Origin of the sequence: Pseudoalteromonas sp. CnMc7-15 (assembly GCF_022347925.1) — a bacterium.
In the GTDB taxonomy this organism is placed as follows: Bacteria; Pseudomonadota; Gammaproteobacteria; order Enterobacterales; family Alteromonadaceae; genus Pseudoalteromonas; species Pseudoalteromonas ruthenica.
Genome location: NZ_JAKRFT010000002.1, coordinates 222202 through 237714, shown reverse-complemented (window position 1 = coordinate 237714; position 15513 = coordinate 222202). Strand labels below are relative to the sequence as shown.

Below are 15513 nucleotides of genomic sequence, written 5' to 3'. Positions count from 1 at the left end.
AACCGCAATGCGGCAAAAAGGAGTTCAAGTGCCTAGTTTTTCGGTCAAACTGCGCCATCTTCGGCTGCAAGGACAAAGCAACACAGAGTTGGCAATCGCAAATAACACTGACACCGTGGTGATCGCCGTGCATGGATGGCAGGATAACAGCAACAGTTTTTTGCCTTTAATGTCTGCCTTAGGTAAGGATTTACCGGTTTATGCAATTGATTGGCCCGGACACGGTTTATCGCAGTGGCGAGGCCAAGACGCACATTATTATTTTATTGATTATGTTGATGACCTTCATCAACTTGTGACGCGTTGCAAGGCCAAATATGTGCACATCATCGGACACTCCCTCGGCGCTATGGTGGCTTCATTGTACTGCGCGTGTTTTCCAGAGCGTATTACCTCACTTTCTCTCATTGAAGGGATTGGCCTGGTCACCGCAGAGGAGCCTGAGACTAAAAATGTATTGATTCAGGCGCTTAAACACCGAGCCCGCGCAAAGAAAGGGGTGATTTATGAAAGTGCCGAACAGCTCTATGAGCGCCGCGAGGCCGTCAGTGATTTCAATATTGATATCGCGCGGCAACTAATGGCGCGTAATATTGTTAAAAAAGAGCGAGGTGTGATGTTAACAACAGATCCACGATTAAAGCATTATTCCGCTTTTCGCTACACTAAAGCGCAAGCGCATGCTTTGTTAACACCTATAAAAGTACCCACCTTATTGATAAAGGGGGCGCAAGGTTATTCCATGGTGCACCAAAATGAGCAGGAATTTAGTAAGTGCTACAACGACTTAGTTACACATACAGTCGATGGTGGCCATCATTGCCATATGCAAAGCCCGAAACAATGCGCGCGCCTTATTGGTGCGCACTTGCATCAAAATAGCGCAGAATAATTGTAACTTTGCGATAAATGTGGGAATATCAAAGCAATTTAGAGCAATTGCTCAATTGTGAAAGATAGCAACTTAGATTAAGGTTAGTACTGTTGTGGCGATGAACTCTCAAGCCTGCTAAAAGCGTGGCAATGTTTATCACTCTACAGCGAACTATATGGGCATTGGTTAAGTGTCGTGCTTACTATTTGCCAAACTTATGACTGCTAAGACAAATCATTATAAGAACAAATTAATAGGAGCTTAGTGTGGAAAAAATCTGGCTAAAGCGATATCCAAAAGGTTGCCCAGAGACCATCGATCCCGCTCATTACGACTCTTTACTGTCATTATTCGAGAAAAGTTTTGCGGATTACGCCCAACTACCTGCATTCAAAAATATGGGGGTTACGCTAAGCTATGCTGAGCTAGACCAAGCAACTAAGAAAGTTGCGTCCTACATAAATAATGATCTGGGCTTAAAGCCAGGTGCAAAAGTGGCAGTAATGATGCCCAACTTATTGCAAACACCGGTATCCATACTCGGTATTTTACGGGCAGGGTGCGTGGTTGTTAACGTTAACCCTCTTTATACTGCGCGTGAACTAGAGCATCAGCTAAATGACTCCGAAGCGGATGCCATTTTTATTCTTGCCAACTTTGCTCACACCTTGGAAAAAGCACTGGGTAAAACCAATGTTAAACACATAGTGGTAACCCAAGTGGGTGACATGGTGGGCGGCCTTAAAAAGCATCTGGTCAACTTCGTTGTTAAGCATATCAAAAAGATGGTACCGAGCTTTGAGCTGCCAAACCCCATTGCTTTCACGGATGTGTTAAAAAACGGTGACGCCAGCCGTTATACTCGCCCAGAGATTACCTTAGACGACCTCGCGTTTTTACAATACACAGGTGGTACAACTGGGGTGTCTAAAGGCGCCATGCTTACCCACGGTAACATGGTGGGCAACTTAGAACAGGTATCCGGTTGTCTCGATAATATTTTAGATAAAGGCAAAGAAATCGTGGTTACGGCGCTGCCGCTGTATCACATCTTTGCACTGACGGCGAACTGCTTAACCTTTATGAAGTATGGTGGGTTGAATCTACTCATTACCAACCCACGCGACATGAAAGGCTTTGTAAAAGAGTTGAAAGACAATAAATTCACCGTTATGACTGGGGTAAACACCTTATTTAATGGTCTTCTTAATACCGATGGTTTCGCCGACGTAGACTTTTCCAACTTAAAAATGTCGCTCGGTGGTGGTATGGCGGTCCAGCGTCCAGTTGCTGAACGCTGGCAGAAAGTAACTGGTACGCGTTTGGTGGAAGGCTACGGTCTTACTGAGTGTGCGCCGTTGGTTACAGTTTGCCCATATGACTTGGAAGGCTACAACGGCTCTATCGGTTTGCCGGCACCGAGCACAGACATCAAATTGATGCTTGAAGATGGCCAAGAAGCACCCGCTGGCGAGCCCGGTGAACTCTGGGTTAAAGGCCCTCAGGTAATGAAAGGTTACTACAATCGCCCTGATGCTACTGCAGAGTGCCTGCGCGACGGCTGGTTTGCCACCGGTGATATTGCCACTTACGATGACCAAGGTTTTTTCTATATTGTTGATCGGAAAAAGGATATGATTCTGGTATCCGGTTTTAACGTGTTCCCGAACGAAATAGAAGAAGTGGTCGCATCAATGGATGGCGTGCTTGAAGTCGCCGCTGTAGGCGTCCCTCATGACGTCAGTGGTGAGCAAGTTAAATTGTTCGTGGTGAAAAAGGATGCAGCCATTAGTGAGCAAGACATCATTAAGCATTGCCGCGAAAACCTGACCAATTACAAAGTGCCTAAATTAGTTGAGTTTAGAGAGGAATTACCGAAAACCAACGTCGGTAAAATACTCAGACGCGCACTTAAAGACGAATAAGAATAAACAAACAAACCGGCAATCGCCGGTTTGTTTTTTAAGGAGTATAAGTGGATTACCAGTTAATCACTGAACAGACTGAACTAGATAGCTTTGTTAATGCTATTAGTCAGGCTGAGACCTTGGCAATAGACACTGAATTTATGCGTCGGCGCACGCTTTATCCCGAAATCGCACTCCTGCAAATTTTTGATGGTCAGCATCTTGGTCTTATTGACCCGTTACAGCCTCTTGATTTCACCCAACTTTGGCAGTTACTTAAATGCGAACATGTGTTAAAAGTGCTGCATTCCCCCTCTGAGGACATCGAAGTTTTCCAAAACTTTGCCGGCTTTGTGCCAGCGCCGCTTTTCGATACCCAGTTTGCATTGCAATTGTTAGGGCAGGGGAACTGCGTGGGGTTTGCAGCGATGGTGAATTCACGCCTTAATATAGAGATTGATAAAAGCGAGTCGCGAACCAATTGGCTACAACGGCCGTTAAGAGAAAGCCAATTAGCCTACGCCGCCGCTGATGTTGCGCATCTATTGCCTTGCTATAACGAATTAGTGACACAGATAAGGGCTCAGGGGTGGTTTGATTTGGTGATTGCAGAGTCGCAGTTGTTGTCGAAAAAGCGCGCCCATCAAATACCCGATGAGCAGTTATACCGCGAGGTGAAAGGGGCTTGGCAGTTAGCGCCACGGGATCTCGCGATACTCAAAGAGCTGGCCATGTGGCGCCGACAAAAGGCACAACGAAAGAATTTAGCGCTTAATTTCGTGTTGAAAGAAGCCAATATGGTAGAGATCGCCAAGCGTCGGCCAAGCTCACTCAATAGTATGCGTAATATTCCTGGCGTCGAGCCGATGGAAGTGAATCGTTCTGGTAAAGAAATCCTCGCTTGCATCGAGCGGGGTAAAGCGGTGCCTGAGCAAAGCCTTCCTAGTCGCGTAACGCGATTAATGGATTATCGCGGCTACAAACAAACGGCTAAAGACATTAAGCAAAAGATAGCCACCGTTGCCAAGCAAACCGGTATACCTGCCGACGTATTTGCCAGTAAAAAACAAATTAATCAACTTATTAGTTGGCATTGGAAGTACGACGAGCAGGAACGCGAGCAGCTATTAGCGCCTGATTTACTACAACCTTGGCGTTTTGATTATGTACGCGAAGCACTTGCTGATTGGGTGCTTACTTCCAACGAGTGACGATAACTGAGTTCCTTATGCCTACGTGGTTGCTAGTGCTATTGCTTATTGGGCAAATATTTATTGGGTTCTTTGCTGCGATGGCGATGATGTTCATGGCCTGCGCCGAGAATGCACCGACCCTCTCTAAGCCGTTGGACCGCGTTTTAGTCAGCTTATGGGTTACGTTTATAATCGCCTTGGCAGTGAGTGTGGGCATCATCATTGTCGGGCTTATCAACGCCGCGCAATACAGCCACGCCTTACTCATCCCTTGGCCTTTGCTGTTGCTGATAGCGATTATCTGGAACTGGGTCAGTCTGCGTGCAAAAAGAGACAAGGATAAAAAAAAGAGGCTAACTTAGCCTCTTTCTTGTGATTTGCACTGATACGTTATTTTTCGTCATCAGGTAGCGTGACATTGAGCTCTAATACCGCTAAGTCGTCTTCATTTTGCTCTAGCTGCACTTGCACTGCTTCGGCATCAATGGCCACGTATTTACGGATCACTTCAAGGATGTCTTGTTTTAGCTGCGGCAAGTAATCGGGCGTGCCGCGCTGTGAGCGCTCATGAGCGACGATAATTTGCAGCCGCTCTTTAGCCAGCGATGCGCTGGATTTTTTCTGCGAACGAAAATAATCTAGTAATGACACCTTATCCTCCAAAAATCCGTTTGAATAGACCACGCTTCTCAACGTCCAAGAAGCGGAATTCAATTTGCTCACCGAGTAGACGGTTGATGGCATCTAAATAGGCTTGACCGGCATCCGACTCAGCGTCCAATACCACAGGCTGACCTTGGTTTGAGGCATTAAGCACCGCTTGTGACTCTGGGATAACACCCAACAAATCAATAGCCAAAATTTCGTTAACGTCTTCAACCGAAAGCATTTCACCTTTTTGTACGCGCTCTGGATTATAACGGGTAAGCAGCAAATGCTCTTTTACCGGCTCTAAACCTTCCTCTGCACGACGTGATTTGCTCTGTAAAATACCTAGGATACGGTCCGAATCGCGTACTGATGATACCTCAGGGTTGGTGGTTACAATGGCTTCATCTGCAAAATATAGGGCCATCATCGCACCGGCTTCAATACCCGCTGGCGAGTCACACACAATATAGTCAAAGCTCTCTTTCATTTCATTGAGGACTTTTTCGACACCTTCTTTGGTTAACGCGTCTTTGTCGCGAGTTTGCGAAGCGGGGAGCAAAAACAGCTTATCAACACGCTTGTCTTTAATAAGCGCTTGGTTGAGGTTTGCTTCACCATTGATCACATTGACAAAATCATAGACCACGCGGCGCTCACAGCCCATGATTAAATCAAGGTTGCGCAGGCCAATGTCAAAGTCAATGATCGCCGTTTTAAAGCCTTTAAGGGCAAGGCCTGTGCCGATTGCGGCGCTTGAAGTTGTTTTACCAACGCCACCTTTACCTGAAGTAACGACAATAATTTTTGCCATGTGTTTTATCCTTTAACCAAAGCTGATAAATAAAGTGAGTCATCGCGTTGGCGAACTTGGGCTGGCTGGCCCCATAAGTCCCCTTGTAACGAATCACTGATCCAATAGCTGCCATTGACTGAAACAAGTTCGGCTTCAAGTTTTTGGCAGAAGATTGTGGCGTTTGCGTCACCTTGCGCACCGGCAATAGCACGGCCTCGCAAAGTGCCATAAATATGAACATGTCCGTCAGCAATGACCTCGGCGCCATGGCTGACAGAGCCCAAGACAATCAAATCACGTCCTTTAGCATACACCTGCTGACCTGAACGCACGGTGCCTTCTACAACCAAGGTTGGTTCATTTTCTACTTTGGCTGTAGCTTGTGGAGAAGGGGCTTTTTGCTGGCTTTGTTGTGCGTCTTTGGCGTAGTTAAGCACCGACAAGCCGGCTTCTTTTGCACTGCTATGTTGACTATCACTGCCACTGCATACCCCAACCGGGTTAAAAGCAAGGCGTTTTAATGTGTCTCTTAGCTGGGTGAAATCAAGCGTTGCATCTTGGATTGCTTCAAGATTGATAACGATGGGCGCGCCTGCGAAAAACTTCGGAGCTTGCGCTATTTTAGCATCAAGCTGTTCAGATAAGGCTGCAAGATCCGGTGTTAATAACCGCAACACGGATAACGTGAAGAGATTCCCTTTTAATTCGAATAATTGTTCCGACATAAGCGCTCGTATTCGTGTGGCCGAATTATTTGTTATCGCTTATCTGTGGCGCTGCCATTTTAACTTGGCAGTCGCAAACAGTGATGAGCGTTGAGCTTTGGCCACTAAACTTACCACATAGATTAGCTCTCATGGTATAGTGTCAAGGTGTGTTTCGCAACAATTTAAAGGCCTTAAGATGCTGTGTGCCATATACAAGAGCAAGAAAAAAGCAGATACCTATTTATATGTACCCAAACGTGACCATTTTGACGATGTTCCTGAGCCGCTGATGGACAGTTTTGGGTCGCCTGAATTTGTGATGTTGATTAATTTAGCAACAAAAGAGCGCTTGGCGCTTGCTGATATTGACAAGGTTAAGGCTGAATTAAGCGACAACGGGTTCTATTTGCAACTACCACCGCCAACTGAGAATATGTTGGACGAATTAAGACAGCAAAATGGAGTAGAGCGTGATTAACACCATCAGCAAGTATATAGCCAGCGCCTTCAAGCCTGTTGCCTTATCCACCTTATGTGTGGCTGGCGCAGCAACAATTACTTTTCCGTCTCTGGCAAACTCGCAGGTAGCAAGTGTTGAACAACAACAGGCGCAGTTTGATGCCTATGTTAAAAAACTGCGCTCCGAAGCGCTGGAAAAAGGCTATGACGCAGCCTTAATTGATTCAGCGTTTGCCACTATAGAGTTTAAGCCTAAGGTGATCAGCGCCGATAAAAATCAGCCTGAGGTCAAAGAAACCTTAGAGACTTATCTACCAAAACGGGTGCCGCAATGGAAAATAGACCGCGCCCGTAAACTCTATAAAGAGCATAAACAGACACTGGAAGAAGTGGCTGATAAATTTGGCGTGCAAGCCCGCTTTATCGTTGCGTTGTGGGGGTTAGAAAGTAACTTTGGTCGCATTCAAGGTGGCCACCCAGTGATCTCAAGTTTAGTGACACTGGCTTACGATGGCCGCCGCGAGGCGCTATATAAACGCCAACTTTGGGCGGCGTTAGATATTCTTAAAGACGGCCATATCGACCTTGAACATTTCAAGGGTTCTTGGGCCGGGGCTATGGGGCAAACACAGTTTATGCCAAGCTCCTTTAATGCCTATGCCTTAGACTACAACGGCGATGGCCGCAAGGATATCTGGACCACCGAGGAAGACGCGTTCGCCTCCATTGCTAATTACTTAAAAAGCGTGGGCTGGAATGACTCGCTGACCTGGGGACGACAGGTAAAATTACCCGAGGATTTTGACAGCAACGCTATATTGCAGCGCGGTACCCGCAGCCATAAGCAATGGTTGCAGTACTGGCGTGAGTCCGAGCGCAGTTTAGCGCAGTGGCAAGCACTCGGTGTGCGACGCATGGATGGCAGCGACTTACCGCAACGTGATATCACAGCGGCGATGGTGATGCCAGATAATGTCGATGGGCGTATGTATTTAGCCTACGATAATTATAAAGCACTAATGAACTGGAACCGTTCATATTATTTCGCCACCAGTGTCGGCTATTTATCCGACCGCATCGGTTACCCGCCGGTGGAGTAACTTCACACTGGCGTGGCAACACGCTAATTTGCTACACTACGCCCCGGTTCAAAGGGGCGTTTTTATGTTAGAAGATAAGTTTTGGCAGACCAAGTCGTTGGCACAGATGAGTGACCAAGAGTGGGAAGCGATTTGTGATGGCTGTGGTAAATGCTGTTTAAATACCTTTATTGACAGCGACGAAGAACAACAAGAAGACTTCGCTGCCACTACCGAGCTGCGCCCCGGCGAGCAGCTTATCTATACCAACATTGTGTGTCAGTATTTGGATAACAAAACCTGCAATTGCACCGAGTATGCAAACCGCCAGCGCTTAGTTCCTTCATGTGTGAAGCTCACCAAAGACAACATCGACGATATCTTCTTTATGCCTAACAGTTGCAGTTATCGACGACTGCAAGAGGGTCGTGGCTTGGCCAGTTGGCACCCGCTACTTAATAAGGGCAAAAAGTCGAAAATGCACAGCGCCGGGATCAGCGTACGCAACAAAACAGTGAAAGACTGTGATGTTGATCTCGAGTACTTCGAAGACCATATCGCTCAATGGCCACAAAACGACTGCGATTAATCCTTTAGACTCAAAGCGGTGATGAAAGCTGAGCGCAAGCGCTCACCCTCAGTGGTGATAACGCCTGTTCGGGCCCAGTCTACTCAAGGTCGAGTTGCTAATTTCATTGGCCGATATGTTCGCTTAGCCGTATTTTCCTGTCGCAGATTCATTCGTCAGCGATAAAAAAAGCCGAATGTTAGTTGTATATGATTTGGAACGTTCCAGTAAATATTCTGTGATCTTGTTATGTGGATGTGTAGAATCCGAGACAACAAGTAGAAGGAGAACAACACGTGAGTGAGATGAATAATAATCAGGCTTACGTTGCATCGGCAGATAAACAAAGCAACTATACTTTGCCGCTTGTAGCGATGACCACCTTGTTTTTTCTGTGGGGCTTTATCACCGTTTTAAACGATTTACTGATCCCCAGATTGAAAGCAGTTTTTGACTTAACCTATACCGAAGCCATGCTGATCCAGTTCTGCTTCTTTGGCGCGTATTTCATTATGTCGTTGCCAGCGGGTTACTTAGTTAAGCGATTTGGCTATAAGAACGGTGTTGTCAGTGGCTTAATCGTTGCCTCTATCGGCTGCTTACTGTTTTACCCAGCCGTGGTCGTACACGAGTATTGGTTGTTTTTAGGCGCACTATTTGTGTTAGCTTCTGGGGTGACCATTCTACAAGTCTCTGCTAATCCCTATGTGGCCGCTTTAGGCCCGGCGCAAACCGCCTCCAGTCGATTAAACTTGGCGCAGGCTCTTAATTCGTTAGGCACCACAGTGGGGCCTATTATCGGCAAAATTTTATTGTTTGGCGGCAGTGCTGCACTGGTTACCGAGGCTGCAACAGCGGACACGGTAAAAATTCCTTATTTAATGCTCGCCGCTGCGCTATTAACGATTGCCGTTGTCTTTGCAGTGTTGAAGCTACCCGTGATCAAAGAGCACACTGAGGAATTCGACTGCAAAGCCAAAAACCACTCTTTATTAGAAGCCCCTCACTTGGTTTTCGGTGTTGGCGCTATCTTTTGTTATGTTGGCGGCGAAGTAGCCATTGGTAGTTTTCTAGTTAATTACTTTGGCGAAGCGCACATTGCTGGTCTAGCTGAGCACGAGGCGGCCCACCTCATTTCTTATTATTGGGGCGGTGCCATGGTCGGGCGCTTTATTGGCTCGGCAGCATTACAAAAAATTGCGCCGCACAAAGCACTGCTCTTTAATGCTGTGGCCACCATTGTATTGCTGCTTGTCACTATTAATAGCCAAGGGATGGTGGCCATGTGGTCTGTACTGGCTATCGGCTTGTTTAATTCAATTATGTTCCCCACCATTTTCACACTTGCTATTGCGGCTCTTAGCTCACTCACCAGTCGCGGCTCGGGATGGTTATGCTTGGCCATTGTTGGTGGTGCGTTAATTCCTCTCGTCCAAGGTTATGTAGCCGACACTGTGAGTTTGCAGTTAAGCTTCTACGTGCCGCTTGTGTGTTACGTATATATCGCTTGGTATGCGATGAGTACACCCAAGTTACAAGGAAAGTGGCAAGAGAAAATCGAAAAATAGCAGTACGATATATTTAAGCTTTGAAACACCGCCCTGATGCTTGTCAGGGCGGTTTTGTTTTAAGGTCGGTGAATACGTATTCATTACTCCTATTTACCAATATCCGCTGGAACGTTCCATTTTATCTTTCACCTATTTTTGGCTCCCAACAAGCTTGCTACCAAACGTTCTCCTTTGTAATACGGGTATACACAGATGAGCTCGCACACGTACGCCTCTGCGGCCAGTTAACGTCACTTATATGGCACAATTGTTACAGCTGTAATTAAACTGTATTAATAGCGCAACACCACTGTCACTTTCCTTCTCTACACTCTCGCACATCTTACATTCGTGTCGGATTTCCGGCTAAGCATTCGAGCTAAACATAAGGTGTATGCGATGAAAGGCGTTAAACCCCTGATATTAGCCACAGTTGTGGCGGCCACCAGCCCCGTGCTGATGGCTAATGAACTGGACACTGTTAAAAACAAAAGCAGTGAAATTAATGAGTTAGCGAAAAAATCTCAAAATAAAATCGATAACATCGCTGATTCAATGCAAAACCGCTTGCAAAAGTTTAAGGCTCTCAACAAAGAAATAGACGGCCTCAGCGTCTACAACGCGCAGTTGCAAAAGCAAATTGCCAATCAAGTTGAAGAAATGGACAACCTTAACGCGTCGATGGACCAAGTATCGGTGATCGAGCGACAAATCACGCCACTGATGTTGCGAATGATCAATGGCCTTGAACAGTTTGTTGCCCTAGATGTGCCTTTTTTACAGCAAGAGCGCAGCGAGCGTATTGCTAAGTTGCATGCTTTGATGGAGCGCGCCGACGTGGCATCAAGTGAAAAGTTCCGCCGTGTGCTCGAAGCCTATCAGGTTGAGGTCGACTATGGTCGCACCATCGAGGCCTATACCGCTTTACAGGATGTAGATGGCAAAGAACGCGAGGTTGATTTCCTGCGCATTGGTCGCTTAGAGCTTATTTATTTGACCCGTGACGGCCAGCAAGCCGGCGCCTGGGATAAAGAACAAAAAGCATTTGTAAAACTGGATGATTCGGCCATTAGCCAAATTAACAAAGGTCTGCGTATTGCGCGTAAACAGCTAGCCCCAGACATGTTAACCCTGCCTATCCAAGCTGCGGAATAAGAGGTACCGACAATGAAATTAATGAAACAGTTTACCCGAAGCGCAGCCTTAGTTGCCACTTTGGCGTTATCGCACTCTGCTTTAGCCGCAGATGCTATGGATTTAGATGCGCTATTAAAAACACTCGAGCAGGGTAAAGTTGCCCAGTCTGCGGAAAATAAAGAGCGTGAGCAGGCATTTATGGCCCGCGAAAACGAACAATTACAGATGCTGCGTCAGGCTGAGCAAACTCGCAACGCCAAGCTTCAAGAGTCTGAACAACTAGAAACGCGTTTCGAAGAAAACGAAGTAAAACTTGCACAGCTATCCGATACCTTGCAAAACCGCATGGGCACACTCAAAGAATTGTTTGGTGTGCTTCAGCAAGAAGCAGGCGAGAGTGCCAATAAGTTTGCTACTTCGGTTATCTCAGCACAGCTTCCAGGGCGTGATGAGTTTATGGAAGAGATGGCCCAAAAAATGGGTTCAAGTTCGAAACTTGCTTCTATCGAAGACATCGAGAAGGTGTGGTTTGAGCTGCAGCGAGAGATGACCGAGCAGGGCAAAGTCACACGCTTTAATACCGAAGTGATCGTTGCCGGCGGCGCTAAAGAAAACAAAGAAGTGCTGCGTGTCGGCGCATTTAACCTTATTGCCGATGGCAAGTACCTTGAGTACAACAATGTCACCGATACCTTATCTGAATTGACTCGCCAGCCCGTAGACCGTTACACCGCCAGTGCACAAGACTTACAACAAGCCACTGACGGCTTTGTGCAGTTCGCGTTGGACCCAACAGGCGGCTCTATTTTAGGCTTACTAGTTCAGGCTCCAGGTACTGAAGAGCGGGTGCATCAAGGCGGCACTGTGGGTTATGTGATTCTAGCGGTTGGCGCATTGGCGCTATTAATTGCCATTGAGCGATTCATTTCTTTGCTTATTATTGGCAGCAAAATTCGTCGCCAGCTTAAAGACGATGTTGCCCGCGACGATAATCCGCTTGGGCGTGTAATGAAGGTGAAAGACCAATACCCTCACGTGGCGCACGATACCCTTGAGCTGAAACTGTCCGAAGCAATTTTACGCGAGATGCCAAAAATCACGCGTAACCTCACGCTTATTAAAATCATCTCTGTGGTGGCGCCGCTGCTGGGCTTACTCGGTACGGTCACCGGTATGATTAATACCTTCCAAGCGATTACCTTATTCGGCACCGGCGACCCTAAGTTAATGGCTGGGGGCATATCTCAAGCCTTGGTGACAACGGTACTAGGTTTGGTCGTCGCTATACCGACGGTATTCCTTTATACCCTGCTTAATACACGCTCAAAGAACTTGTTGCTCATTTTGCAAGAGCAAAGTGCCGGTCTTATTGCTGAGCGCAGCGAAAAGGGAGCGTAAATCATGGTGCTATTGATTGATTGGATCAATGCAATTCGTGATTTTCTCGATACGGGTGGCCAAGTGCTCCTGGTCATCGGCATCCTCATCTTTGCCATGTGGTTGCTGATTTTGGAGCGCTTTATGTACTTCTTCCATGGCTATGGCAAGTACAAAAAATCGGTGCGCACGCAGTGGCAAAACCGCAGCGAGCGTAACAGCTGGAATGCCGAGCAAATTCGCCAAGCGATGATCTCACGGGCGGGAATGAAGCTTAACGCTAATCTTGCTCTGATCAATGTCATGGTTGCACTATGTCCGCTGCTCGGTCTGCTAGGTACAGTAACTGGCATGATTGAGGTATTTGACGTTATGGCTATTACTGGCACCGGCAGTGCCCGTTCCATGGCCTCTGGGGTGTCGAAAGCGACTATCCCTACCATGGCCGGGATGGTCGGCGCGTTGTCTGGGGTGTTTGCCTCAACATTTTTACAGCGCCGCGCCAAACGAGAAGTCGAATTGTTAGAAGATAAAATGGTCTTGGACCACTAGTTGCGATGATGCCTGTGCTTGGGCACAGGCAAGGAGAAAAAAATGAGAGCCCCTTTAGGTAAAATATTTCAAGAAGAAGAAGCAGAAGAAATTAACATGACGCCGATGCTGGATGTGGTCTTCATCATGCTTATTTTCTTTATCGTTACCGCGTCTTTTGTCAAAGAGTCAGGTATTGATGTAAACCGCCCAGAAGCGGCAACGGCGGTGAAAAAAGAGCGCGCCAATATTCTTGTCGCTATCTCTGATAAGGGCGAGGTGTGGATCAATAAACGGGAAGTAGACGTGCGCGCGGTGCAAGCGAATATCGAGCGTTTAAAAGCCGAAAACCCGCAAGGCAGCGTGGTGATTCAAGCGGATAAGAAAGCCACTACTGATACCCTGATCAAGGTGATGGATGCCGCCAGAGCTGCGGGCGTATTTGATGTGTCGATTGCGGCGCAAGAGGCCTAAGGAGCTGCCATCATGCGTTATTTTATCGCCCTGATAGTCGCTGCGGTGGTGACCTTTATGCTGTTTTTAGGCATGCAGGCATTAATCTCCGGTGGCGAGGGAGCCATGACTGAGCCAGCTAAAGGCAACGTACTTGATTTTGTGCGCCTTAAGCAAGAAGAAACCGTCGAGAAAAAAGAGCGTAAACCGCAGAAACCACCGAAGCCAAAAGAGCCGCCACCACCGATGGACTCGCCGCAAACACAAAGCAGCGATCCTAACGCCAGCAGCGGTAATTTCGACTTTGCTGCCGATGTCAGTGCTGATGTCGACATTGGTAAAGGCTTGGCGCTAGAAAGCAGCGACGGTGAGTATTTGCCCATTGTTAAAGTCTCGCCTGTGTATCCACGCCGAGCTTTATCACGCGGTATTGAAGGTTATGTCATTGTCGAATTTACAGTGACTAAACAAGGCACCGTACGCGACCCGAAGGTACTTAAAGCCGAGCCTGAGAGTATTTTCGATAGAGCTGCAATGGATGCGGCTAAAAAATTCAAATACAAGCCGCGTATCGTTAATGGCGAGGCGGTCGAAGTGGCAGGGGTGCAAAACCGCATCACCTTCCAAATCAACGGTTAATGAGTGTGCCCCGCAGTGGGCACCTGTTGCGATTAAGAGGTTTACCATGACAAAACTGAACTCATTGCTGCTATTTGCAGGGTTAACATCGGCGACGTTAGTGTTGCCGAGCATGGCCAGTATGATCCCATCGGTGGCGCTCGCCAGCGCCCATGCAGAGCAAAAAACCAAACGCGTGCCGGCACTGCGCGATAAGGTTTATAGCCAATTAGCGCGGGCACAAAAGCTCGCTGATGACGGGGATGTAAAAGGCGGGCTAGCGGCACTTGACTCTGTTAAAGAGCGTGCTTCAAGCATGAATAGCTACGAAAAGGCCATGATGTACAATTTTTATGGCTTCATTTACTACAATGAAAACCGCTTGGGTGAAGCCATTGATGCTTTTGAAAATGTTGTTGCTCAGACGGATATTCCTGAAAGTTTAACGCTCAGCACGCTGTTTTCATTGGCGCAGCTGTCGATGGCCAACGATGATTATCAAGGGGTGATTGATTACCTGACCCGTTGGGATAAGGTCAATACCAAAGCGCAGCCTGACAGTTATTACGTGCTGAAATCTCAAGCCTATTACCAAATGAGCCAATATCAGGATGCATTGGCAGCGATAAACACAGCTATTGCACTTGCGGAAAAAGACGGGAAAACACCGAAGGAAAACTGGCTGGTATTGCAACGTGCTTTGTATTACTCATTACAACAACCAGAGCAGGTTGTGGCGGTGATTGAGAAAATGATTGCGCTTTACAACAAGCCCGAATACTGGCTGCAATTAAGCGGTATGTATGGCGAGGTTGGACGAGAGAAAGAGCAACTGGCTACTATTGAGGCTGCTTATCAGCAAGGCTTTGTAACCAGCAAATCGGATTTACGAAACTTAGCCCAGGTTTATATGTTCAACGGCTTACCTTATAAGGCTGCAAAAGTTATGAAAACCGCGCAAGCCAAAGGTGTCGTCGCAGATAATGTTAAAAACAATGCCTTCATAGCAGAAGCTTTTGTACAAGCCAAAGAAGAGCGCAAGTCCCTTGCTTACTTTGAAAAAGCGGCTAAGCAAAGCCAAGAAGGTATTTATGACCAACGCCTTGCTGAGGTGCACTTGAATCTCGAGCAATATGCAGAGGCGGCGGATGCGGCCAGGGCAGCTCTGGAGAAAGGGGGTCTACAGCATGAGTCTAATGCGTATGTGGCGTTAGGGATGGCGCAGTTTAACTTACAGAACTTTGACGCCTCTATTTTGGCCTTCGAACAGGCGGAGAAACACAAGCGCTCTGAGCGCTTGGCGCAACAATGGATAAAATATGTAAAAAATGAAAAGCTGCATGCTGAGACATTAAAGCAGGCGCTTTTATAAAGTGTTTTATGATTAGGTATAATAGAGTTAGTTAATATAAATATTAAATAACTGTGCCTGGTCTTTAACAACCATAATCGCAACACCAAAGCCGCCCTCGGGTGGCTTTTATCTTTTTAAGTAACAATATTAATAACTTAATCATGTCATCATATGTTTAAATAAGTGTCACTTCATTGTCATAAAGCCACCGTATTGTATGTCGTAACTTTTAAATGCGTTAACAATAATTGACATTCAACGG

Annotated in this window: 17 protein-coding genes; 14 read left to right on the top strand and 3 right to left on the bottom strand. The window is 46.9% G+C overall.

The annotated features are described in order from the left end of the window. The first annotated feature begins 28 nt into the window (after nt 1-28). From MHM95_RS04800 to MHM95_RS04785, 4 genes are all read left to right on the top strand, one after another. Nucleotides 29-892 (top strand): alpha/beta hydrolase, encoded by an 864-nt coding sequence (locus MHM95_RS04800; RefSeq protein WP_239384505.1) that lies wholly within the window; start codon nt 29-31, stop codon nt 890-892. Between the two features lie 248 nt (nt 893-1140). Then, the gene (gene fadD, locus MHM95_RS04795; protein WP_239384503.1) at nt 1141-2799 is read left to right on the top strand and encodes a long-chain-fatty-acid--CoA ligase FadD; all 1659 of its coding nucleotides are present in this window, start codon (nt 1141-1143) and stop codon (nt 2797-2799) included. A 50-nt stretch (nt 2800-2849) separates the two neighbouring features. Next, a complete protein-coding gene (gene rnd / locus MHM95_RS04790) occupies nt 2850-3992 on the top strand; it encodes a ribonuclease D (RefSeq protein ID WP_239384501.1) in 1143 nt (380 codons plus the stop codon). Nucleotides 3993-4009: 17 nt separating this feature from the next. After that, on the top strand, nt 4010-4336 hold the full coding sequence (locus tag MHM95_RS04785; protein ID WP_239384499.1) for a hypothetical protein: 327 nt from the start codon (nt 4010-4012) through the stop codon (nt 4334-4336). Between the two features lie 28 nt (nt 4337-4364). On the opposite strand, the gene minE is transcribed toward MHM95_RS04785, so the two are convergent. From minE to minC, 3 genes are read right to left on the bottom strand one after another with little or no spacing between them, the layout of a single operon-like run. Further along, entirely contained in the window at nt 4365-4625 is a 261-nt protein-coding gene (minE, locus tag MHM95_RS04780) for a cell division topological specificity factor MinE (protein WP_022946848.1), read from the bottom strand. A 1-nt stretch (nt 4626) separates the two neighbouring features. After that, complete coding sequence (minD, locus tag MHM95_RS04775) at nt 4627-5436, bottom strand: septum site-determining protein MinD (RefSeq protein ID WP_022946849.1); 810 nt, start codon at nt 5434-5436, stop codon at nt 4627-4629. Nucleotides 5437-5441: 5 nt separating this feature from the next. After that, nucleotides 5442-6143, bottom strand: coding sequence for a septum site-determining protein MinC (minC, locus tag MHM95_RS04770; protein ID WP_045979988.1), 702 nt, complete (start codon nt 6141-6143; stop codon nt 5442-5444). Nucleotides 6144-6321: 178 nt separating this feature from the next. Here minC and MHM95_RS04765 point away from each other — a divergent pair, with 178 nt between their 5' ends. From MHM95_RS04765 to MHM95_RS04720, 10 genes are all read left to right on the top strand, one after another. After that, nucleotides 6322-6603 carry a YcgL domain-containing protein gene (locus tag MHM95_RS04765; protein WP_022946851.1) on the top strand — a complete coding sequence of 94 codons (282 nt, stop codon included), beginning with the start codon at nt 6322-6324 and terminating at the stop codon, nt 6601-6603. A 76-nt stretch (nt 6604-6679) separates the two neighbouring features. Beyond that, on the top strand, nt 6680-7684 hold the full coding sequence (locus tag MHM95_RS04760) for a lytic murein transglycosylase (protein WP_239384922.1): 1005 nt from the start codon (nt 6680-6682) through the stop codon (nt 7682-7684). A 64-nt stretch (nt 7685-7748) separates the two neighbouring features. Then, nucleotides 7749-8252 carry a YcgN family cysteine cluster protein gene (locus MHM95_RS04755; protein ID WP_022946853.1) on the top strand — a complete coding sequence of 168 codons (504 nt, stop codon included), beginning with the start codon at nt 7749-7751 and terminating at the stop codon, nt 8250-8252. 275 nt (nt 8253-8527) lie between these two features. Beyond that, the gene (locus MHM95_RS04750; RefSeq protein ID WP_239384497.1) at nt 8528-9799 is read left to right on the top strand and encodes a sugar MFS transporter; all 1272 of its coding nucleotides are present in this window, start codon (nt 8528-8530) and stop codon (nt 9797-9799) included. 381 nt (nt 9800-10180) lie between these two features. After that, the gene (locus MHM95_RS04745; RefSeq protein ID WP_239384495.1) at nt 10181-10936 is read left to right on the top strand and encodes a DUF3450 domain-containing protein; all 756 of its coding nucleotides are present in this window, start codon (nt 10181-10183) and stop codon (nt 10934-10936) included. Nucleotides 10937-10948: 12 nt separating this feature from the next. After that, entirely contained in the window at nt 10949-12316 is a 1368-nt protein-coding gene (locus MHM95_RS04740; RefSeq protein WP_130146395.1) for a MotA/TolQ/ExbB proton channel family protein, read from the top strand. A 3-nt stretch (nt 12317-12319) separates the two neighbouring features. Continuing rightward, the gene (locus MHM95_RS04735) at nt 12320-12847 is read left to right on the top strand and encodes a MotA/TolQ/ExbB proton channel family protein (RefSeq protein WP_022946857.1); all 528 of its coding nucleotides are present in this window, start codon (nt 12320-12322) and stop codon (nt 12845-12847) included. A 42-nt stretch (nt 12848-12889) separates the two neighbouring features. Beyond that, nucleotides 12890-13300, top strand: coding sequence for a biopolymer transporter ExbD (locus tag MHM95_RS04730; RefSeq protein ID WP_022946858.1), 411 nt, complete (start codon nt 12890-12892; stop codon nt 13298-13300). Between the two features lie 12 nt (nt 13301-13312). Then, a complete protein-coding gene (locus tag MHM95_RS04725; RefSeq protein ID WP_022946859.1) occupies nt 13313-13918 on the top strand; it encodes an energy transducer TonB in 606 nt (201 codons plus the stop codon). Nucleotides 13919-13964: 46 nt separating this feature from the next. Further along, a complete protein-coding gene (locus MHM95_RS04720; RefSeq protein WP_045979993.1) occupies nt 13965-15269 on the top strand; it encodes a tetratricopeptide repeat protein in 1305 nt (434 codons plus the stop codon). Nucleotides 15270-15513: the final 244 nt, after the last annotated feature.